This window comes from Kaistella antarctica (genome assembly GCF_900109615.1).
GTDB lineage: Bacteria > Bacteroidota > Bacteroidia > Flavobacteriales > Weeksellaceae > Kaistella > Kaistella antarctica.
Genome location: NZ_FOIX01000003.1, coordinates 630,949 through 650,633, shown reverse-complemented (window position 1 = coordinate 650,633; position 19,685 = coordinate 630,949). Strand labels below are relative to the sequence as shown.

Below are 19,685 nucleotides of genomic sequence, written 5' to 3'. Positions count from 1 at the left end.
TTTTTATTTTTTTCCTCTTGTAAATAACCAAAGCACTACGGCGATGACGGCTCCAACTAAAAAGAACGCCCACCACATCCCGGCTTCGAAAATAGTTCCGATCGTATCGCAACTTGTTAATGAAAGCATTGCAAAAACTGCTAAACTTAATAAGGTAAACTTTTTCATAATATTATTTTTTAAGGTTAATTAATGATTATTGTAATTTGTAATTTAAACTCGATGGTTGTCAGCTTTCCAGTTGGTAATTGATTTTTTAATTTCATCACCGGAAATATTTTGCTGAATTGCTTTATCTAATAAAACTTTGAATTCATCATCATAAGCAAAACGTAACGCAGAAAGTTGACCAAATGAAAGTTTTGATTCTACTTCATCTGAACTTTTTCCGAACAGTTCAAAATATCTTAATTTAAATTCTAATCTTACAATTCGATTTTGATTTCCAAGTGCATAATGTTGTCGTAACATTAAAGCCATGTATAGAAATAGAAAAATAATAACCGAAAATAAAATCCAAATTAATTGATTGGGTTCATCGTTAAAAATTTTCCAAACGCCTACAATTTGTAAAATAAAGAGAAGTGGAAGATAAATAAAATGATGTGGTGGATAGAATTTTTTATGGTTCTCGTAGTTTTGATTTTTCATAAAGATTTCCCATCAAAAAGTTAACCAATCTTAAACAGCACTTGCAATTTATGATTGAGCAGACCTTTTTCGAAGATTAAAATGTAACGCACTTGCTCATTATTAGGAAATAAAACAAAAAGCCGATAAAATCGTAAACGTTAAACGCTTTAGAAATTACCGGCTAATTATTGGTGTTTGATTTTAAATCAATCAGAAAATTGCTTAATCTAAACCACCTTTTCTTGTTGGTTCTTTTACTTCTGGCCACATCATTGGTTCTCCAGTTCTTGAATTGGTTGGCATTTTAATTTTTTCAGAAGAAGCTTTTTCAGGATCTTCACTTGCCATATAGGTTAAGATGGCAATCGTTGCGACATTGCTTTTAACATCATCAAAAACGATTTTGTCATAAGTGTCTCTGTTGGTATGCCAGGTGTAATTTCCATAACTCCAGTTGAGTGAACCCAACATAAATGATGGTGCACCAGCGGCAATAAACGATACGTGGTCAGAACCGCCACCACCCGGGAAACCAGGAAATGTAGTTTTGATATCTTTAGTTAAATCGTTCGGAACGGCGCTTAACCATCGTCCTAGATAATGATAAGAATGTAGAAATCCTTGTCCGCTAATATTGGCAATTCTTCCAGTTCCATTATCTTGATTAAAGACTGCTTGAACGTTGGGCATTTGATCTTTATGTGTCCAAACATATCCACGCGAACCGTTTAAACCTTGCTCCTCACTTCCCCAAAGTCCCACCACGATTGTTCTTTTAGGATTAGGATAATTCTTTTTTAGAATTCTGGCAACTTCCATCATCGTAATGGTTCCAGTTCCGTTGTCGGTTGCGCCAGTTCCACCATCCCAAGAATCAAGATGCGCAGATAGGATTACAAATTCTTCAGGTTTCTGAGAACCTTTAATGACTGCAACCGTATTGAAAGTTGACGCAGTTCCTTTATCTTTCGATTGTGCATTGATTTTTAATTTTGGTGTTTTCCCGTGTTGAATCATTCGGTATAACTGGCCGTAATCTTCCAAAGAAATGTCAACCACTGGAATCTTTTTAGTATTCGCGGAGAAAATTTTATTAACGCCAAATCCTCTTGACCAATAAGAAGACACAATTCCCGCAGCACCCGCTTTTTCTAATTTTTCATTTAAGGTTCTGGACGTTTCGCCAGTTACAGCGATTGATTTTCTCCACTCGTCAGCAGCATCGCTAGTTTCCTTTTTCATTTTGTCAAAGGATTCAGGAGTCGCGTATTCTTTCCAGTTGTAATCAGGTCTTCCACTTGACAAATATTGCGAAACCATCACTAATCTCCCTTTTACCTTTGGAAGCCAACTATTAAATTCTTCTTTATTTTTAAAGAGAGGAAGCATTATGACATCAGCGGTTAACCCTTTTGCAGAAGTTGATGGACTCCAAGCCAATTGCATTCCTTCGATAGATTTCGAATAAGGAGCAACCATTTCAATGGATGAAGGTCCTCTTTCCCAAGCTTTCCATTCTCCCCACTGCTCATTTTGTGCTTCGATCCCCCAGTTTTGAAATCTTTTTACAGCCCAGTCATGCGCTTGCTGCATTTTCGGACTTCCGACCAAACGCGGTCCGATATCGTCCATCAATTCGTAGGCTAGTGTTTCAAGTTGTGAGTTTTGATACGTTTCATCCATGATGGATTTTACCATTTGATCCTTGGTTTGCGCGGTCAAACTCACCGCAAAAACCGTAGAAATCATCAATAATTTAGCGTAATTCTTCATTAATATAATTTTTGCGATGAAGATAATAAAATTTGAAATAATAAACTCTCTATTCATGGGAGAAAACAAAATAGTGCAGAAGTTCTTGCTTAGTCACTTTAATTTTTTAATTTTATAAAAAAATAGATTATGAATTTAATTATCCGACTTTTGGTAACGGCTGGTGTTGCCTTTTTACTGACAAAAATTTTAAGTGGCGTTCATTTCGATGGGTTCGGATCGGCCTTAATATTTGCCTTGATTTTAGGAATTTTAAACTTGGTAGTAACGCCAATATTAAAGATTCTGGGTTTGCCACTAACGATTCTTACTTTAGGATTATTCTCCTTAGTAATTAATGCTTTAGTGATTTTGCTCGCTGAAAAATTTGTAAGCGGAATGTCGGTCGATGGATTTTGGTGGGCTTTTATTTTCAGTATTGCATTGTCCTTAATTACCTCTTTACTTAATGGTGTAATTTCCTCCGACAAGTAAACTTTAAAACAGAAAAATTTCTGAGCGGTTCGATTATTTGAACCGCTTTTTAAATATATGAAAAGGTGAAATCCTAATATTATATGGAGGAATCTTCATGGATTATACACTGACTGATAATTCGCATATCTTTTAATAATGAATACTATGAAAGAATTCACGACCGCAAAAATGGATGGAATGACGAAGACGATAACGATTATTGTTTTGTTATTTCTGATTCTATTTCCGATCTCAAGCTTTTTCTTCGAACCGCCAAAACCTATTATCTCAATCACAAGTTTTGTATTAATGTATGGCGCCATATTGATTGCATATGGTTTTATACCGAAAAGAATAGCCGTTTCGTACGATCAAATTTTAATTAAAAATCTCTTTGGTTCCGTCCTTATCAGCATTGATGAAATTGAAACTTTGGAAAACGTTGAAAAAATCGGCTTGAATCTTCGAACGTTTGGTATTGGTGGACTGTTTGGATATTTCGGTAGATTTAATGGCGGAGATTTGTGGTATGTAACCAATACGCATAAAAAGGTAAAGATCATTTTAAAGTCCGGCAAAGTCTATATGATTAGTCCGGAGAATCCAGATGAATTTGTTAAGGAAGTTCAGCAGCGGAAGGGTGAAATGATTTAACAAAACTACTTTTCTTCTTAAATTTCTATATTTGTAATCAGCTAATCTTAAATAAATTTTAATGAAAATAAAACATACTTTAGTCGCTCTAGCAGCACCATTTCTAATGCATGCACAGAATGTAATGACGCCGGAAACCTTATGGACACTCAATAAAATTGGAGTTTCTGCAGTTTCTCCTGATCAAAATTCCCTTATTTACAGTATTGGTAAAACTGATCTGAAAACGGAGAAGAATAACAAGAAAAATTATTTCTTTAATATTAAAACTTCTGAAGCAACGGCTTTAGATTTAGGTAAGAAATCTTTAATTCAATGGGATGATAACGGAATTTACGCCCAAGAAGGAGAGCAGATTTATCTTTCTAAAGATGCCGGAAAAACCTGGACTGAGTTTTACACTGTTGGAAAAGTTGACAATATCGTTATCGCTCCAGACGGAAAAAAGATTGCTTTTAGCAAAGAAGTTTTGGTAGAAAAAGTTTTGGGAAAAGATAAATATGCTGATGTTCCCAAATCAACTGCTCACATTTACACCGACTTAAATCACCGTCATTGGGATTATTTTAATGAAGGAAAATACAACCACGTTTTTGTGGTAAATGCTTCCGAAACTTCCGATAAAGCCAAAGATTTATTAGAAGGAAAAGCTTGGGACTCGCCGCAAAGACCTTTTGGCGGAACGGAAGATTTTATTTTCACGCCAGATTCTAGTCAACTCTTATATGTTACAAAACCTTTTAGTGGTTCTGAATATGCGTTTTCAACGAACACGGATATTTATGCGTACGACTTGGCAAGTGGGACTTTAAAAAACCTTACCGAAAGTAATAAAGGATATGATGTTTCACCTCAGTTTTCACCAGACGGAAAGTATTTATACTGGATGTCGATGGAGAGAGACGGTTATGAAGCCGACAAAAATGATTTGAAAATCATGGAATGGAAATCCGGTAAAACGACAAATCTTACTAAAGATTGGGATGAAAGTATTACTGGCTCAGTTTTCTGGTCTCAGGATTCTAAAAATGTTTATTTCACCACCGCTTGGAAAGGAACAAAACAATTGTTTTCTTTGAATCCTAAAAACTCTAAAATTCAACAAATTACCAAAGGTGATTTTGATTTGAATGGCATTTATGCTCAGACTAAAAACTCTTTGCTCGTTGCCCGAAACGATATGAATCACAATCCAGATTTGTTTGTTGTTGATTTGAAAAATGGTTCCATGAAGCAAGTGACGGAAGTGAATAAAAAGAATTACGAAAGCATTACTCCTTCCAAAACGGAACTAAAAATGGTGAAAACCACGGATGGTAAAGAAATGGGCGTTTGGTTTATTTATCCGCCGAATTTTGATGCGACTAAAAAATATCCTACTTTATTATATTGTCAAGGTGGACCGCAATCTGCTTTAACACAGTCTTTCAGCGTTCGTTGGAATTTCGCTTTGATGGCTGCGAATGACTATATCGTTGTAGCGCCAAACAGAAGAGGAATGCCAGGTTGGGGAACAAAATGGAATGAAGATATTTCGAAAGACTGGGGCGGACAAGTTATGCAGGATTACTTATCCGCTGCAGATTACGCAAAGACTTTACCTTACGTCGATGGCGATAGAATGGGAGTTGTTGGAGCAAGTTACGGTGGTTATAGCGCCATGATGTTGGCTGGTATTCACGAAAACCGTTTCAAAACATTCATCGCACATGATGGCCTTTTTGATATGAAATCTTGGTATTTAACAACGGAAGAACTGTTTTTCGCAAAATGGGATTTAGGAGGTTCGCCTTATGATGAGCCAATTCCGAAATCATATACCGAATTTAATCCTTCGAATTACGTAAATAAATGGAATAAGCCAATGATGATTATTCAAGGTGGAATTGATTATAGAGTTCCTTATGAGCAAGGTCAGGAAGCTTTTCAAGCTGCGAAACTGAAAGGTTTGAAAGCGAAATTTCTTTACTTTCCAAATGAAAATCACTGGGTTTTAAATGCTCAAAATGGTTTGGTTTGGCAAAGAGAATTCTTTGATTGGTTGAAGGAAACTTTATAGAAATTTGACAAAAAAACAAGAAAATAGAAATCTTCTTGATTGCATAAAAAAAGACCGAAATTTATTTCGGTCTTTTTACTTTTCTATAATTGCACTTTTATCTTAAATCCAGAATTCATTTTCATTTTAATCTGATCTGCGGTAACCTTGCTGGCCATGATCTCAATAATTAAAGAATTTTGACTCGTTCTAAAATATTCTATAATTTCCTCATCAGTCAAAGTAAATGTAATGGTATTCGGATTGGTATTGTCATAAGCGTAGGCAATTAAGCGTTCCGTTTGATTAGGAGCTTTTACGTAAATCTTGGCATTTTTAATGACATCTAATTTATTGCCCAATTGAGAACTTACATAATCCAAACTCAAGGTATTCAACTTCACCGACTTTAAATTGTTGATGGAGAAATTGGGATTGTTTTCTTTAATCTTTGCATTAAGATCAATATTCATCGGTATTTCAGGAGTTCGGGTATAGGTGGTGGTGCTGACACTTGCGAACGGCAGATCTAAATTAGTACTGAACGGCACATCAAACGGGGGCAAGGCATCCAAGACAGAATTGACAATGTCTCGACAACTTGTTAAGAAGAACATCAGCATAATTCCTGTCAGTAACGATAACTTTTTCATAGTAACAATTTTTATTTTTAAAGACGTTGCATTTATCATTCCAATAGTAATAAACGAAATCAAAAGTAATATATTTGTTCAGAGCTTCAAATTTAATTTAAAAAGAGAATGAAGTCGAACAATTAGAATCAATTAATTCATGAGAAAATTTTCTACTTTCTTATTACTAGTTTTCTTTAGTTTGGGTTTCGGTCAAACTTACCAATTTGATTTTCTCACGAAATACGCAAGTACCAATTCTAAAAATAAAACCACGAAGGAAACGGTGACGTTCAATAACTCTGATGATTTCTCTTATTATTTAAAATTAAGAAAAACGGAGGATGATTTGAATGCAACGCTCTACGATTATAAAAAAAATTTAGCGCACAATTTTTCGGTACAGGAAACAAAGGTGAACGGTGCGATCAGGTTTGAGTTCACCTATTTAAATACCGCTAAATTACAAACTTCCATCTCACCGAAAAATTATAGATATGAATTTGCTGAAATTTCGGCGAATACTCCAAAAGTTGTGTCGCTGAAAGTCTATCAGTCAAAACGAGCAAAAAATCCTGCTGCTGTACAAATCCTAACTTTAGAAAAATCTAACAAAAATTTAATTCCTTTGTACCATTCAGAATTCACGCACTTATACCATAAGAATGATAATGTTTCTAAACTTGGAAATTATATCGTGTCAAAAGCCGTAGAAAAATATAAAAATTTCACCTGTGAGGTTGTTTTAAAGGAACATAAAAATGTTGATCTTCGAATTACGCTTCCAAATAAATTGAAATGATAACCATCGTTTTTCTTTAACAATTAATGGATCTATAATTTTAAAATTACTAAAACTTAGCTTTAAATATTCTTAAGTAGAGCAGCATATTTTTAAAAGTGCTGTTTACTTGACTTTGCCTTTTCAATGTCGTATATTTGCACTCCGAAAATTTTCGTTTTTCGGATCTAATTTTTAAACCGTAATTTAAAAAGAATGAAAACATCCCATTTTAACTTTGACTTGCCAGAAGAACTCTTGGCAGAATATCCAGCAGAACACAGAGACGATGCCAAAATGATGGTTCTTAACCGTGCGACACAAACTATTGAACATAAATTTTTCAAAGATGTGGTGGATTATTTCGATGAGAAAGATCTATTTATCTTTAATAATACCAAAGTTTTTCCTGCAAGATTATATGGAAACAAAGAAAAAACCGGCGCGAAAATCGAAGTTTTCTTATTAAGAGAATTAGATAAAGAAACCCGTGTTTGGGATGTATTGGTAGATCCGGCTCGTAAAATCAGAATCGGAAATAAATTATTCTTTACAGAAGATGAAGGTTTAGTGGCAGAAGTCATTGACAATACGACCTCAAGAGGAAGAACTTTGAGATTCTTGTATGATGGTTCTTACGAAGAATTCCGCACAAAATTGAAAGAACTGGGCGAAACTCCACTTCCAAAATATATCAAAAGAGAAGTAGAAGCATCTGATGCAGAACGTTACCAAACGATTTACGCAAAACATGAAGGAGCTGTAGCAGCGCCAACTGCAGGTTTGCACTTCTCAAGACATTTGATGAAAAGATTAGAAATCAAAGGAATTGAATTCGCTGAAATTACCCTTCACGTTGGTTTGGGAACTTTTAACCCGATCGAAGTAGAGGATTTATCAAAGCATAAAATGGAATCTGAGGAAGCCATTATTACGCAGGAAAATGCAGATATTATTAATAAAGCAGTTGCAGATGGCGTAAGAGTTTGTGCCGTAGGAACTACGACGATGAGAACCATCGAAACTTCAGTTTCTTCTAACAGAAAAATCGGACCTTATCACGGTTGGACGAATAAATTTATTTTCCCTCCACACGATTTTGGTGTAGCCAACTGTATGATCACGAACTTTCATACTCCAAAATCAACCTTAATGATGATGGTTGCAGCATTCGCAGGAAAAGATTTCTTGATGCGTGCTTACGAAGAAGGGGTTAAGCATAAATATAAATTCTATTCTTACGGTGATGCCATGTTGATCATCTAAGATTTAAGTAAAAAGAACCAAGTAAAAAGAGCCAAGTAAAAATTAGATTGTTTATGATTTAGAAAGGCTAACTTTAATTATTCAAAGCATTTCACTATGAAAAAGAATGATTTATTGGAAAGAACTTTCTGGTTTGGAATCAATTGTCTTAAGTTTCTTAGAAAACTTCCTACTGATCCTGAATATAAATTAATCAGATATCAACTAGGAAAATCATCAACATCACTTGGAGCGAACTGCGAAGAGTCTCAGGCGGGATCTTCAAAAGCAGATTTTAAAAACAAGGTTAAAATTTCCTTACGGGAAACTAGAGAATCTAATTATTGGCTTAGAGTCATTAAAGCACTCGATGAAAAGGAAGATATCGAACTGACTAAATTATTAGTTGAAAGTATTGAATTAAAAAATATTTTTGGTGCAATAGTGAACAACACCAAGTTATGAAAAAATAACATTTTTAAAAATTAGAAATAAAAGTGAAAGTAATAAAGGAGCCATAGTGATTAACATTCATTTGTAAAACTTGGCTCTTTTTACTTTTTACTTGGCTCTTATAATTATGAAAGACATCCGAATTCTATCACTCGAACAATTACAGGAATATTTCGTCTCATTAGGCGAAAAGCCTTTTCGCGCAAAACAAGTCTATGATTGGTTGTGGAGCAAAAACATGCATTCGATTGACGAGATGACCAATCTTTCAAAAGACTTAAGAGACCGTATTTCGCAGGAATATATGATCAATCCGATTTCGGTAGATCAGCTTCAGAGATCAAAAGACGGAACCATTAAAAATGGCGTGAAATTACACGACGGCCTCATGGTAGAATCTGTTTTAATTCCGACCGAAACTAGAACTACAGCTTGTGTTTCTTCTCAAGTTGGTTGTTCGCTGAATTGTGAGTTTTGTGCTACGGCCCGACTTAAAAGAATGCGAAATCTCGAAGTCGCAGAAATTGTAGACCAAGTAGCATTAATCGATAAACAAAGTAAATTATATTTCGACCGGCCTCTTTCAAACATTGTCTTTATGGGCATGGGCGAACCGATGATGAATTACAAAAATGTCGTTGAGTCCATCAAAAAAATTACCGAACCTTCAGGTTTAGGGATGTCTCCCAGAAGAATAACGGTTTCAACTTCCGGAATTCCCAAGATGATTAAAATGTTGGCTGATGAAGAAATTCGTGTCAATTTAGCGCTGTCTTTACATTCTGCCATTGAGAAAAAGCGAAACGACATTATGCCGTTCTCCGATAAATTTCCGCTGACTGATATTATGGATTCCCTTAAATATTGGTATGAAAAAACCGGAAATATAATCACTTTCGAATACTGCGTTTGGAAAGGAATTAATGATGAAGATGAAGACATAAAAGCTTTAATTCGCTATTGCAAACAAATTCCGAGCAAGGTGAATTTAATTCAATACAATCCAATCGGTGACGGAAAATACGACCAGTGCAATAAATCAGCAGAAGAGAATTACGTTCGCCAATTAGAAAAAGCAGGCATCACCGTTTTAATCCGAAGAAGTCGTGGCGGCGATATCGATGCAGCTTGCGGTCAACTCGCCAACAAAAGCAGTGAGTAATGTTTTCTCACCTCGGTAAAGCCAGAACACCAAAACATAACCTTGCCATTGCGTCGGTACTTTCATTTGTAGCAGGCCTGGTGAACGTTGTTGGGTTTTTCTCGGTGCACAAATTAACCACCAATGTTACGGGACATTTTGCGTTTTTCGTCGACGAAGTTTTCAAACTAAATTTTGAAAATGCTTCTCATTTTGCCCTTTTTGTTATTTTCTTTTTCCTGGGCGCTTTCTCTGCCAATTTTATGGTCGAAACTTATTCCCGAATCCGCGAGAGCCAAACTTACATTTTACCAATCGTCGGCGAAGCATTAATTCTAGCTGTCATTGCCTTTACCGGCAATTATTTAATTAAATCAGATCCCGATATTATTGTGTACAGTTTGCTTTTTGCCATGGGAATGCAAAACTCGCTGGTGACCAGTATTTCAAAATCAATCGTTCGAACCACCCACTTAACTGGACTTTTCACTGATATGGGCATCGAATTTTCGCAACTTTTTTTCTATAAAGACAAGTTTCACAAGCGGAGATTAATCAAGTCGATAAAATTAAGACTGACCATTATCTTCATGTTCTTTGTCGGCGGCGTTTCTGGTGGAATATTATTTGATCATTTCGGCATTCAGTCGCTACTTCTGGGTTCCGTTATTTTATTAGGCGGTTTGTTGTATGATTTTATTAAAATCAAATTTCTCTTAATGAGGCGAAGACGAAGAAGACAATGATAATTAGTTTTATTTAAGCAGACAATTCCACCTGAATTAATCCTGAGCTTGTCGCGTGCTGGGATTCCTCCTAATTATTTAGCATTCGCTTAACTGTTAAAAATAATCAATGAAGAAGTTTTTTATTTTACTTTCTATAACTATCTCTCTAAGTTTTTCGGCTCAGCAAGATTACGAGTGGTTCAAACTGAATAGGTACAAAACTGCCGTCTTAAGTGATTCCATCAGTGAGAATTCTGGCTTAGATTTCTTTAATAACAGACTTTTTACGATTAACGACAGCGGCAACAGTTCTGAAATTTTTGAAATTAACAAAGACACAGGAAAAATTGAAAACGTTTTTCAAACCATTTTGATTAATAAAGATTGGGAAGCGATAACCTCAGATTCATTGAATATCTATATTGGCGATTTCGGAAATAATGTGGGCGTCAGAAAAGATTTGGTAATCCATAAAATTCCTTTTGACAGCGTTTCTCGAACTTCAGGCATTAATAACGCTCAGGAAATTCCTTTCTACTATCCAGAACAGCAAGATTTCAGTCCTAAAAACATTAACAATAATTTCGATGCAGAAGCCATGATTTTCCTAAATGGAAAAATTCATGTGTTCACGAAGGAATGGGCTGCCAGAGCAACCACGCATTACATTGTCGACCCAAATGTTTTGGGAAACCAGCCTGCCGAGAAAGTAGAATCTTTTGCCACAGGTTATGTCGTCACAGATGCTGCTTATTTTGACAGAAAATTATATTTAGTCGGATACACTAAAAAAGCCGAAGTTTTTCTAACTATTTTTAAAGAATCAGAACCTGGCATTTTCTTTAGTACAAAACCACGTAAATATTATCTCGGAAGTTCTTTAAGTCTTGGTCAAATCGAGGGAATTGCCGTTGACGAAACTGGGATTTACATTTCAGGTGAAGAATTTATTTTACCAATGATCAAAGTAAAACCTTACTTGTATTTTATTCCCGCCGATAAACTGAAATAAATCAACTGGAGTACTTTTTAAATTCCAAAATATTCTTTATTTATAATTATCTTTGCAAGTATTCGTAAATTTTAATTAATTATCACCTATTCGTGTCGAACATCGTAGAAGAAATTAAACAACCTATCAATGCAGAGATGAAACTTTTTGAACAGAAGTTTTACGAATCGATGCAGAGCAATGTAGCGCTTTTGGACAAGGTTACCCGATTTATCGTGACCACCAAAGGAAAACAGATGCGTCCGATGTTTGTTTTTCTCTGTGCAAAATTAGTGGGCGACGTTAGGGAGAAAACCTTTCGTGGCGCTTCTATGATTGAGCTGATTCACACCGCGACTTTGGTTCATGATGATGTGGTTGATGAAAGTTTTAAACGTCGAAATTTCTTTTCCATCAATGCCTTATGGAAAAATAAAATTGCAGTTTTAGTTGGTGATTATTTACTATCAAAAGCCGTTTTACTTTCGACCGATCATAAAGATTACGATTTGCTGGCCGTGATTTCCAGAACCATCCGTGAAATGGCAGAAGGGGAATTGTTACAACTTGAGAAAGCCCGAAAGTTGGATATTACCGAAGAAGTGTATTATGAAATCATCAGGCAAAAAACTGCTACTCTAATTGCAGCTTGTTGCGAAATCGGCGTTCTTTCTACCAGCGATGATGAAGTATTAGCCAAAAAAATGATGGAATTTGGTACGCATACGGGAATGGCTTTTCAAATTAAAGATGACTTGTTCGATTATTTGACCACCACAATTATTGGTAAACCTGTCGGAATTGACATCAAAGAAAAGAAGATGACTTTGCCTTTGATTCACGCTTTAAATACCGCGTCTCACAAAGACCGTAAGTATTATTTCAATTCTATCAAACGGTACAACAACGATCAGAAAAGAGTAAAAGAATTAATCGAGTTTGTGAAAAATTCTGGAGGTTTAGATTACGCTGTTGACAAGATGAAACAATACCAACAAAAAGCTAAAGATATCTTGTCTGAATTCCCCGACTCCGAAGCCAAACATTCCTTACAGTTAATGCTCGATTACGTGATCGAGAGAAAGTTTTAATCTTTCCGCATTTTTTTCTTATAAATATTTACTAAGATTTCGATTAAGAAGCTACGGTTAGTACGATTTTCTTCCGAAATTAAACTTCCTCCTTTTCAAATTCTTGTTCGTACGATAATACATTTTGTTTCGCAAAGTGATTTAAACTTTGATATTGAACTTGATAGCTCAAAGTTTATTTTAAAAGCAAAACCTAAAAGTTTTTGTGAACTTGTAGGACTTATATCTATTCTTCAAAAAAATAAAAAAAACTTTTGTGGCTTTTGTGGTTTAAGTATTACTTAATTTTCAAATCGACACCATTCAATCGTAGTGAATTTAAAATCACCGAGACCGAACTAAAACTCATAGCTGCCGCTGCAATCATCGGACTCATCAGAATTCCGAAAATAGGGTAGAGTAAGCCCGCTGCAACGGGGATTCCCAGTGTGTTATAAATGAAGGCGAAGAATAAATTCTCCTTAATATTCTTCAATAATTTTTCACTCAAAATTTTCGCTTTTGCGACTCCTAAAATGTCGCCTTTCAATAAAGTAATTTCCGCACTTTCGATGGCGACATCCGTTCCAGTTCCCATTGCGATTCCAACATTAGATTGTGCTAAAGCTGGAGCATCATTAATGCCGTCACCCGTCATTGCGACGATTTTTCCCTCTGCTTGAAGTCTTTTAATCTCCGCCAATTTATCTTGAGGAAGACAGTTTGCAAAGAACTTCTCAATGCCCAATTCTTTCGCGACAGCTTTTGCCGTATGCTCGTTATCGCCCGTCATCATGACCACTTCTACATTGTTATCCTGTAAATATTGAATGGCTCGTTTAGAACTTGCTTTTATATTATCGGAGAAAGTGAGAAACCCTAACACTTGATTTCCTTTTGCTAAAAAAGAAATTGTTTTTGCTTGGTCTTCGTTTTCAGTAATTTTCTGTCTTAAAGATTCTGGAACTGCAATATCAAATTGTTTTAAAAGTGCTGAATTTCCGAGTAAAACGATTTCAGAATCAATCAAACCTTTTACTCCTTTCCCGGAAATGTTTTCAAAGTTTTCTACCTTTAAAAATTCCTGATTATCTTTTTTAAATTTAGTTAAAACCGCATTCGAAAGTGGATGTTCAGAATTTTGATTTAAAGAAGCCGCTAATTTTAATATAAGTGATTGCTCAATATTTTCAGCATTAATCACTTCATCTAGTTTCGGCTTTCCTTCTGTTAAGGTACCTGTCTTGTCAGTGATTAGCACGTTTACTTTATGCATTTGTTCAAGTGCCTCTGCATTTTTAATTAGGATTCCATTCTTTGCCCCTTTGGCAATTCCAACGGTCAGAGACATCGGAGTTGCGAGACCTAAGGCACAGGGACAAGCCACAATCAGTACGGCCACAGCATTAACTAAACCATAAATAAAGGCATTTTCTCCACCGAAGATTTGCCATAAAATAAAGGTCAAAATTGAAATTGCAATCACAACCGGAACAAATATCTTCGATATTTTATCTGCCAATTTCTGAATCGGTGCTTTGCTTCGGCTGGCATCGTTTACCATTTTAATAATCTGAGAAAGTAATGTTTCATCACCAACTTTTTCAGCCTTCATTAAAAATGATCCATTGCCATTAATTGTTCCCGAAGTCACCAGCATGCCAACACTTTTCTCTACCGCAATTGGTTCACCTGTAATCATGCTCTCATCTACATTGGAATTACCTTCGGTAATTTTTCCATCAACCGGTATTTTTTCGCCAGGTTTTACTCTTAATAGGTTCCCAATTTTTACTTCAGAAAGTGGAACTTTTTTTTCAACGTTATTACTAATCAAATTAGCTTCGTCAGGGGAAAGGTTCATTAATTCTTCAATTGCCTTTCCAGTTTTTTGATGCGCTCTTGCTTCTAACATTTGGCCCATGATCACTAAAGTGAGAATGACCGCAACTGATTCAAAATAAAGGGGAGCTTTTCCGTCGTGGGAGATTTCATGCGGTAATATTTCCGGAAAGAATAAAGCCAAGAGGCTGAAAAGAAATGCAGCTGCAGAACCTAAGGCAATCAGTGAGAACATATTGAGATTCCAGGTTTTAAAGGATACAAATCCTCTTTTAAGCAGGAACCAACCCGCGTAGAAAATGACTGGAATTGATAAAATCAACTCTATAATCCCCTGAAATTTTTGGGAGAACGGAAAGTTAATCCACATTCCGCCCATTGATAAAATGAAGATTGGGACAGTGAAAATTAAGGCAATTAAAAACTTATTTCTTAGCAATTTATAAGTGTCATCGCCAGCATCTTTTTCCCCCTTCTCTGGAATTTTAACTAGATCCATTCCACAAATCGGACAACCTACATTAGAATCATAAACTTTCTCACCTTCGCAGAACATGGGACAATAATACTTTCCAGCGTTTTTATCAGTAATAAGTATTGAGTTATCAGTGATGGTATTGGCTTGCTTATTACTAATTACCAATTGCTCATCAATAACATCCAAATGCATGTGACAAACTGGGCAACCGACATCAGAAGGGTAGGTTTTATCACTTTCACAAAACATTGGACAAAAGTATTCGCCAATTTTCTCTTCGAAACTTTCAGGCAAATTAGTCTTTGAAAAAGTTTGCGGTTTGTTTTGATAATCTGCTCTTTCCTCAATAGGAACGAGGAACATATTACACGTTGGACAACGCTTTCCTTGCGTGAAATATACTTTTTCACCTTCACATTCCATCGGACAATAATAGACGGAACTTGGAGAAATCCGTTCGGGCGGAGGAATATTGGAATTGGACATTTTGTAATTTAAATTTTAGTCATAGGAATTTATCCTATTATTGAGAGAATATTTGCTTCTTTACTTTTACGAGTCTTCATTCTTTAAGCGGTCAGCAACAAATTCGATTTTTGTTTTTCCGTGTTTGGTCGGTTTTCCGTCGAGATTTACACCTACAAATATAATTTTATCAATGGTAATAATCGTTTGACGCGTCATCATGTTTCTAACATCGCACGTTAAGGTGATTGATGTATTTCCGAAATCGGTAGCTTCAATTCCAATTTCAATAATATCGCCTTGTTTAGCAGAACTGATGAAGTTAATTTCCGAAATATATTTGGTGACGCACCGCGGAGTTTCTAATTGTACAATCGCATAAAGTGCAGCTTCTTCGTCAATCCATTGAAGAAGTCTGCCTCCAAAAAGCGTATGATTTGGATTTAAATCTTCCGGTTTAATCCATTTTCGAGTATGATAGTTCATGTTGTTTATTCTTTAATTTTATCGGTATTCATTTGAAAAGGAAATTTTTATAGCAAAATCTCCTGATTCAAATCAAAGTAGAAACTTTATTTATAATTGAATTAGCGTGTAAAAACGAGTTTGGTTTCGGTAGAAAGTTTTTCGTCAATGCGATAATTTTCGAGGTTGAAGGCTTTAACTTCATCTAAAGTTTTCACCTCGTTTTCAGCACAGTATCTTGCAACCAATCCGCGCGCATGTTTGGTGTAAACTACGATGGTTTTTAGTTTGCCTTCTCGATAATCGTAGAAATCAAAATCGATAATCGGTACTTCTACTTTGGTTTGATCAATAACTTTAAAATATTCTTTACTGGCCAGATTTAAAACCAAATCCTTTATTTTTAATTCACTGTTCAGTTGCTCAGTTACTTTTTCTCGCCAAAATTCGTACAGATTTTTATGACCTTCAAATTTAAATTTCCGACCCATTTCTAGGCGATAAAGCATTACCAGATCAGAAGGTTTGAGCAATCCATATAACCCAGAAAGCATTCGAAAGTTTTTCTGAAGATATTTAATGGCTTTTTCATCCAGCGATTGAGCATCTAAACCACGGTACACTTCGCCACTAAAAGCCATTAAAGCCGGAGCAGCTTCCTTCGATGAAGGTTTTGCTGTCCAGTTTTGATTTCTTTCCCAATTTTCATCAGCGAGTTTGGTTGATATTTCCATGAGCTCAATCAGATATTTGGGAGATTTCTTTTTTAAAGTTTCTTGTATTAATTCAGCTTCTTTAATAAAGTGGGGTTGGGTTGGTTTCAAAAAATTACTCGAATTTTCGATATTCATTAATTTTGCTGGAGAGGATATGATTTTCATTTTTAAAAAATTAGGGCTGTTAGTATTTAAACTGATGTTTTTAAAGAAGCTGGAATTGCGTCCCGGTCTGAGTGGAGCTCTTATTTGCGAAACATTGTGCAGCAAATAAAGCGGGAACGGAGGACGGATTAAGACGCCCGAAAAAACAATTTACAATTCCCCTTTTCCCTGACGTAGAATTTCTGGCTCACCAGAAGTTAAATCAACAATTGTGGAAGCGATATTATCGCCATAACCAGCAGCGATGACGATATCAACGAGGTTATCATATTTTTCAGCAATCAATTCTGGATCGGTAGAGTATTCGATAACCTCATCATCATCTTTAATCGAAGTAGAAGCGATAGGATGTCCCAATTTCTCAACAATCATCTGTGGGATGATATGATCAGGAACTCTTATCCCGACGGTCTTTTTGCCTTTGTAGGCGAGTGGCAAACTCTTGTTGGCTTCTAAGATAAAAGTAAAAGGACCCGGAATATTATTCTTCAAATATCGGAATGTACTGGTCGTAATTGGTCGAGAAAATTCCGAGAGATGACTCAAATCGTTGCAGATGATTGAAAAATGGGCTTTTTCTAAATTGATGTTTTTGATTTTTGCCAGCTTTTCCATGGCTCGAATATCAAAAATATTACAACCTAACGCGTATACTGTGTCGGAAGGATAAATGATTAACCCACCATTTTTTAAGGTGTGAACGACCTCGTCTATTAGGTTCTCCTGGGGATTGTCTGGATATATTTTTAGAATTTTTGCCATATACAAATTTACTAAAAATAAGATGAATAAAATATTTTAGTGATAAATTTGGAACTTTGGATTATAGTTGTATATTTGCACCACAATAACGCGGGGTAGAGCAGTAGGTAGCTCGTCGGGCTCATAACCCGGAGGTCGCACGTTCGAGTCGTGTCTCCGCTACTAAGTAAAGAGAATCATTTGATGGTTCTCTTTTTTTGTGGAGTCAATTCAAGCTTTTGTGTTTTTAATTTTTGATTATTTTCGCATAATACTTTTAAATTACAAGCTCAAAAAAGAAAGCCAAACACTGCTGTTTGGCTTTCCCTATTTTTAATAACTATTTGCTTACTGCTTAATAATTTTAAGATGACTCTGTCCCGAAGCATTACTGATGCTGACGAAATAAACGCCACTTGGTTGCATTGTTAAATCAATCTTCGCTGTATTGAAGTTGACGAAGTTCTGCTGATAGATTTTTCGGCCAGTAGTATCGTAAATTCTTACGTCACTATTTCCGGAAATAATTCTTTCACTTTTAATGTTAAAGATTCCATTACTTGGGTTAGGATAAATTTGATATTTGCTGGCTGTAACTTGATTATCAATAACTGCTAGAGGATTAACGATCGTTCCACCAGACAATTCATATAAATACGCAAATGCCTGATAGTATTGGTTCGCGATATTCAAATCGTGGACGATTAAGGTATTTTCATCATTTTTAGTTTCAGCACCTAAACTCCAGTTATGAGAACCAGTTAAGACCATTGGATCCGAGTTGCTATTATAATTATCCACGACCATAAATTTGTGGTGCATTACGCCTGTGGTACGGTCGGTTTTCACTCGTCCTTCACCAAGTTCATTTTGCAGATACACTTTTTGATTTCCTTGTGGATTTTGAGTATCCATCACCAATTGCGTTGAAACTATATCATTGGAAAACTTAGAAACTAAAGCAGAACTGATATCTTCTCTCGTGATTAGCATGATGGCGATATTGATATCCGTATTAGCACTATTAATGGTTTCTAATATTTTGCTATTTGTACCGTCACTAGGGCTAAAGTAACTGTTCACGATTTTCCCACCGATATTATAGGTGTGTGGAGTATTGTCCAATTTATAAGCCCCAAATCTGGAATTAAAAGGGATAGGAGTTGACGTTGACGAACCCCACATTTCCTCAAATTCTATTTGATAACCCAGAGCCAAAGTTTGATCTTGGATGACGATGGAGTTGTTTTTATCTGGACCATCGATTTGATTTTTTGTCCAGTTGGTAGAACCTGTCCAAACTACTGGTTTATTGGGGTCGCTATGGTTGGCGTCAAAAATTACAAATTTGTTGTGCATTAGTCCGTAATTCCGACCTCCTGGACTTGCAATTCTTTGAATGTCGCTGTTAAGTAATGGCAGCATCGAATTGTTAGTGCCTCCATCGTAAACAATTCTTACCTGTACACCTCTTGCAAATGCAGCATTAATCGCACCTGCAATTCCCGTCTCTTGGCTGGGAGAAAAGGTATTATAAATAGCAATATCTAGGGTGGTAGTACAAGCATTGATATACTCTACTAACTTGTCAACCATGGTGTTCCCAAGATTAACGGCATGTTGCACTTGGCTGTAGCTGGTATTCACAGGGTGATTAAAATAAACATCAATCGTTCCTGTTGATTTTGATGCAGTCGCAACGTAACTTGTTTGAAAACCAGTATTCTCACCCTCTAAAAGCTGATAATTCAACTTAATAATTGATCCTGGTGGCGTGTCCTTTAAAGTATAGACCAATTGGTTCGTTATTTTATTTTCTAAAACAACTTCATCATTGTGGTATCTACCGCTAAACGCTTTTGCGGTTACTGGATAATCAAACTTAAGGTCGATGCTGTTTTCATGATAAGTAATTTTGTAGTCTCGTTCTTTAAAGGAAATCTGGCTTGAGATTACGATACTTTGCAGCACTAAAATGAAAAGGAGTAAATGCTTCTTCATAATTAATATTTAAATGTTATTGTAAACATACAGCTATTTTACATTATTAAAAATGACCTATTTACCGGCTATTTTCGTTATATTAATACTTTTCATTTCTGATATAATGTTGCAGATTAGTGCCTCATAAAGCATTATGATTAAAAAATTAATATCGAGAATTAATCCGAGAATAATTTTAATCGAACATGTTGCAGTGAATCTACGTCATAGTTAT

The 19,685-nt window shown here is 35.6% G+C and carries 19 protein-coding genes and 1 tRNA gene; 11 read left to right on the top strand and 9 right to left on the bottom strand.

All coding sequences use genetic code 11. The annotated features are described in order from the left end of the window. Positions 1-3: 3 nt before the first annotated feature. The 3 genes from BMX49_RS11510 to BMX49_RS11500 all read right to left on the bottom strand — a co-directional run bounded on the left by BMX49_RS11510 (position 4) and on the right by BMX49_RS11500 (position 2,406). The gene (locus BMX49_RS11510; protein WP_034720914.1) at positions 4-168 is read right to left on the bottom strand and encodes a hypothetical protein; all 165 of its coding nucleotides are present in this window, start codon (positions 166-168) and stop codon (positions 4-6) included. A 45-nt stretch (positions 169-213) separates the two neighbouring features. Next, positions 214-651 carry a DUF6526 family protein gene (locus BMX49_RS11505; RefSeq protein ID WP_034720913.1) on the bottom strand — a complete coding sequence of 146 codons (438 nt, stop codon included), beginning with the start codon at positions 649-651 and terminating at the stop codon, positions 214-216. A gap of 204 nt (positions 652-855) precedes the next feature. Continuing rightward, a complete protein-coding gene (locus BMX49_RS11500; protein WP_034721574.1) occupies positions 856-2,406 on the bottom strand; it encodes a M20/M25/M40 family metallo-hydrolase in 1,551 nt (516 codons plus the stop codon). A gap of 129 nt (positions 2,407-2,535) precedes the next feature. Here BMX49_RS11500 and BMX49_RS11495 point away from each other — a divergent pair, with 129 nt between their 5' ends. From BMX49_RS11495 to BMX49_RS11485, 3 genes are all read left to right on the top strand, one after another. Beyond that, complete coding sequence (locus BMX49_RS11495; protein WP_034720910.1) at positions 2,536-2,880, top strand: phage holin family protein; 345 nt, start codon at positions 2,536-2,538, stop codon at positions 2,878-2,880. A gap of 147 nt (positions 2,881-3,027) precedes the next feature. After that, positions 3,028-3,516 carry a PH domain-containing protein gene (locus BMX49_RS11490; protein ID WP_034720908.1) on the top strand — a complete coding sequence of 163 codons (489 nt, stop codon included), beginning with the start codon at positions 3,028-3,030 and terminating at the stop codon, positions 3,514-3,516. 61 nt (positions 3,517-3,577) lie between these two features. Beyond that, complete coding sequence (locus BMX49_RS11485; protein ID WP_034720906.1) at positions 3,578-5,575, top strand: S9 family peptidase; 1,998 nt, start codon at positions 3,578-3,580, stop codon at positions 5,573-5,575. Between the two features lie 83 nt (positions 5,576-5,658). Here BMX49_RS11485 and BMX49_RS11480 read toward each other — a convergent pair whose 3' ends face one another. Next, entirely contained in the window at positions 5,659-6,207 is a 549-nt protein-coding gene (locus BMX49_RS11480; RefSeq protein WP_126337098.1) for a hypothetical protein, read from the bottom strand. 139 nt (positions 6,208-6,346) lie between these two features. On the opposite strand from BMX49_RS11480, the gene BMX49_RS11475 reads away from it, so the two are divergent. The 7 genes from BMX49_RS11475 to BMX49_RS11445 all read left to right on the top strand — a co-directional run bounded on the left by BMX49_RS11475 (position 6,347) and on the right by BMX49_RS11445 (position 12,616). Beyond that, positions 6,347-6,988: a hypothetical protein gene (locus BMX49_RS11475; protein ID WP_034720903.1), complete on the top strand. Its 642-nt coding sequence runs from the start codon at positions 6,347-6,349 to the stop codon at positions 6,986-6,988. Positions 6,989-7,183: 195 nt separating this feature from the next. Further along, the gene (queA, locus tag BMX49_RS11470) at positions 7,184-8,233 is read left to right on the top strand and encodes a tRNA preQ1(34) S-adenosylmethionine ribosyltransferase-isomerase QueA (protein ID WP_034720901.1); all 1,050 of its coding nucleotides are present in this window, start codon (positions 7,184-7,186) and stop codon (positions 8,231-8,233) included. A gap of 96 nt (positions 8,234-8,329) precedes the next feature. Further along, a complete protein-coding gene (locus BMX49_RS11465; protein WP_034720899.1) occupies positions 8,330-8,677 on the top strand; it encodes a four helix bundle protein in 348 nt (115 codons plus the stop codon). Between the two features lie 115 nt (positions 8,678-8,792). Next, positions 8,793-9,827, top strand: coding sequence for a dual-specificity RNA methyltransferase RlmN (gene rlmN / locus BMX49_RS11460; protein WP_034720896.1), 1,035 nt, complete (start codon positions 8,793-8,795; stop codon positions 9,825-9,827). Further along, positions 9,827-10,552: a YoaK family protein gene (locus BMX49_RS11455; RefSeq protein ID WP_034720893.1), complete on the top strand. Its 726-nt coding sequence runs from the start codon at positions 9,827-9,829 to the stop codon at positions 10,550-10,552. Before rlmN ends, BMX49_RS11455 begins: the two co-directional genes overlap by 1 nt. Positions 10,553-10,661: 109 nt before the next feature. Continuing rightward, a complete protein-coding gene (locus BMX49_RS11450; RefSeq protein ID WP_034720892.1) occupies positions 10,662-11,546 on the top strand; it encodes a YjiK family protein in 885 nt (294 codons plus the stop codon). A gap of 92 nt (positions 11,547-11,638) precedes the next feature. Continuing rightward, positions 11,639-12,616, top strand: coding sequence for a polyprenyl synthetase family protein (locus tag BMX49_RS11445; protein WP_034720890.1), 978 nt, complete (start codon positions 11,639-11,641; stop codon positions 12,614-12,616). 277 nt (positions 12,617-12,893) lie between these two features. Here BMX49_RS11445 and BMX49_RS11440 read toward each other — a convergent pair whose 3' ends face one another. The 4 genes from BMX49_RS11440 to BMX49_RS11425 all read right to left on the bottom strand — a co-directional run bounded on the left by BMX49_RS11440 (position 12,894) and on the right by BMX49_RS11425 (position 17,488). Next, the gene (locus BMX49_RS11440; protein WP_034720887.1) at positions 12,894-15,401 is read right to left on the bottom strand and encodes a copper-transporting P-type ATPase; all 2,508 of its coding nucleotides are present in this window, start codon (positions 15,399-15,401) and stop codon (positions 12,894-12,896) included. Between the two features lie 66 nt (positions 15,402-15,467). After that, positions 15,468-15,866: an acyl-CoA thioesterase gene (locus tag BMX49_RS11435; protein WP_034720885.1), complete on the bottom strand. Its 399-nt coding sequence runs from the start codon at positions 15,864-15,866 to the stop codon at positions 15,468-15,470. 101 nt (positions 15,867-15,967) lie between these two features. Next, positions 15,968-16,726, bottom strand: a complete 759-nt coding sequence (gene yaaA / locus BMX49_RS11430) for a peroxide stress protein YaaA (RefSeq protein ID WP_034720883.1) — start codon at positions 16,724-16,726, stop codon at positions 15,968-15,970. Between the two features lie 150 nt (positions 16,727-16,876). Continuing rightward, positions 16,877-17,488 (bottom strand): L-threonylcarbamoyladenylate synthase, encoded by a 612-nt coding sequence (locus BMX49_RS11425; RefSeq protein WP_034720879.1) that lies wholly within the window; start codon positions 17,486-17,488, stop codon positions 16,877-16,879. An 89-nt stretch (positions 17,489-17,577) separates the two neighbouring features. Here BMX49_RS11425 and BMX49_RS11420 point away from each other — a divergent pair. After that, positions 17,578-17,650, top strand: a tRNA-Met gene (locus BMX49_RS11420). A 165-nt stretch (positions 17,651-17,815) separates the two neighbouring features. Here the strand turns inward: BMX49_RS11420 and BMX49_RS11415 are convergent. Continuing rightward, positions 17,816-19,468, bottom strand: coding sequence for a phospholipase D-like domain-containing protein (locus BMX49_RS11415; RefSeq protein WP_051803854.1), 1,653 nt, complete (start codon positions 19,466-19,468; stop codon positions 17,816-17,818). Between the last annotated feature and the right edge of the window lie 217 nt (positions 19,469-19,685).

What these genes read in the sequence shown, in the direction of transcription:
- BMX49_RS11505 (WP_034720913.1), bottom strand. Translation starts at nt 651, where the DNA reads ATGAAAAATCAAAACTACGAGAACCATAAAAAATTCTATCCACCACAT.
- BMX49_RS11490 (WP_034720908.1), top strand. Translation starts at nt 3,028, where the DNA reads ATGAAAGAATTCACGACCGCAAAAATGGATGGAATGACGAAGACGATA.
- BMX49_RS11425 (WP_034720879.1), bottom strand. Translation starts at nt 17,488, where the DNA reads ATGGCAAAAATTCTAAAAATATATCCAGACAATCCCCAGGAGAACCTA.
- BMX49_RS11485 (WP_034720906.1), top strand. Translation starts at nt 3,578, where the DNA reads ATGAAAATAAAACATACTTTAGTCGCTCTAGCAGCACCATTTCTAATG.
- BMX49_RS11495 (WP_034720910.1), top strand. Translation starts at nt 2,536, where the DNA reads ATGAATTTAATTATCCGACTTTTGGTAACGGCTGGTGTTGCCTTTTTA.
- yaaA (WP_034720883.1), bottom strand. Translation starts at nt 16,726, where the DNA reads ATGAAAATCATATCCTCTCCAGCAAAATTAATGAATATCGAAAATTCG.
- BMX49_RS11450 (WP_034720892.1), top strand. Translation starts at nt 10,662, where the DNA reads ATGAAGAAGTTTTTTATTTTACTTTCTATAACTATCTCTCTAAGTTTT.
- BMX49_RS11465 (WP_034720899.1), top strand. Translation starts at nt 8,330, where the DNA reads ATGAAAAAGAATGATTTATTGGAAAGAACTTTCTGGTTTGGAATCAAT.
- BMX49_RS11510 (WP_034720914.1), bottom strand. Translation starts at nt 168, where the DNA reads ATGAAAAAGTTTACCTTATTAAGTTTAGCAGTTTTTGCAATGCTTTCA.
- BMX49_RS11500 (WP_034721574.1), bottom strand. Translation starts at nt 2,406, where the DNA reads ATGAAGAATTACGCTAAATTATTGATGATTTCTACGGTTTTTGCGGTG.
- BMX49_RS11415 (WP_051803854.1), bottom strand. Translation starts at nt 19,468, where the DNA reads ATGAAGAAGCATTTACTCCTTTTCATTTTAGTGCTGCAAAGTATCGTA.
- BMX49_RS11455 (WP_034720893.1), top strand. Translation starts at nt 9,827, where the DNA reads ATGTTTTCTCACCTCGGTAAAGCCAGAACACCAAAACATAACCTTGCC.
- BMX49_RS11480 (WP_126337098.1), bottom strand. Translation starts at nt 6,207, where the DNA reads ATGAAAAAGTTATCGTTACTGACAGGAATTATGCTGATGTTCTTCTTA.
- BMX49_RS11435 (WP_034720885.1), bottom strand. Translation starts at nt 15,866, where the DNA reads ATGAACTATCATACTCGAAAATGGATTAAACCGGAAGATTTAAATCCA.
- BMX49_RS11440 (WP_034720887.1), bottom strand. Translation starts at nt 15,401, where the DNA reads ATGTCCAATTCCAATATTCCTCCGCCCGAACGGATTTCTCCAAGTTCC.
- rlmN (WP_034720896.1), top strand. Translation starts at nt 8,793, where the DNA reads ATGAAAGACATCCGAATTCTATCACTCGAACAATTACAGGAATATTTC.
- BMX49_RS11475 (WP_034720903.1), top strand. Translation starts at nt 6,347, where the DNA reads ATGAGAAAATTTTCTACTTTCTTATTACTAGTTTTCTTTAGTTTGGGT.
- queA (WP_034720901.1), top strand. Translation starts at nt 7,184, where the DNA reads ATGAAAACATCCCATTTTAACTTTGACTTGCCAGAAGAACTCTTGGCA.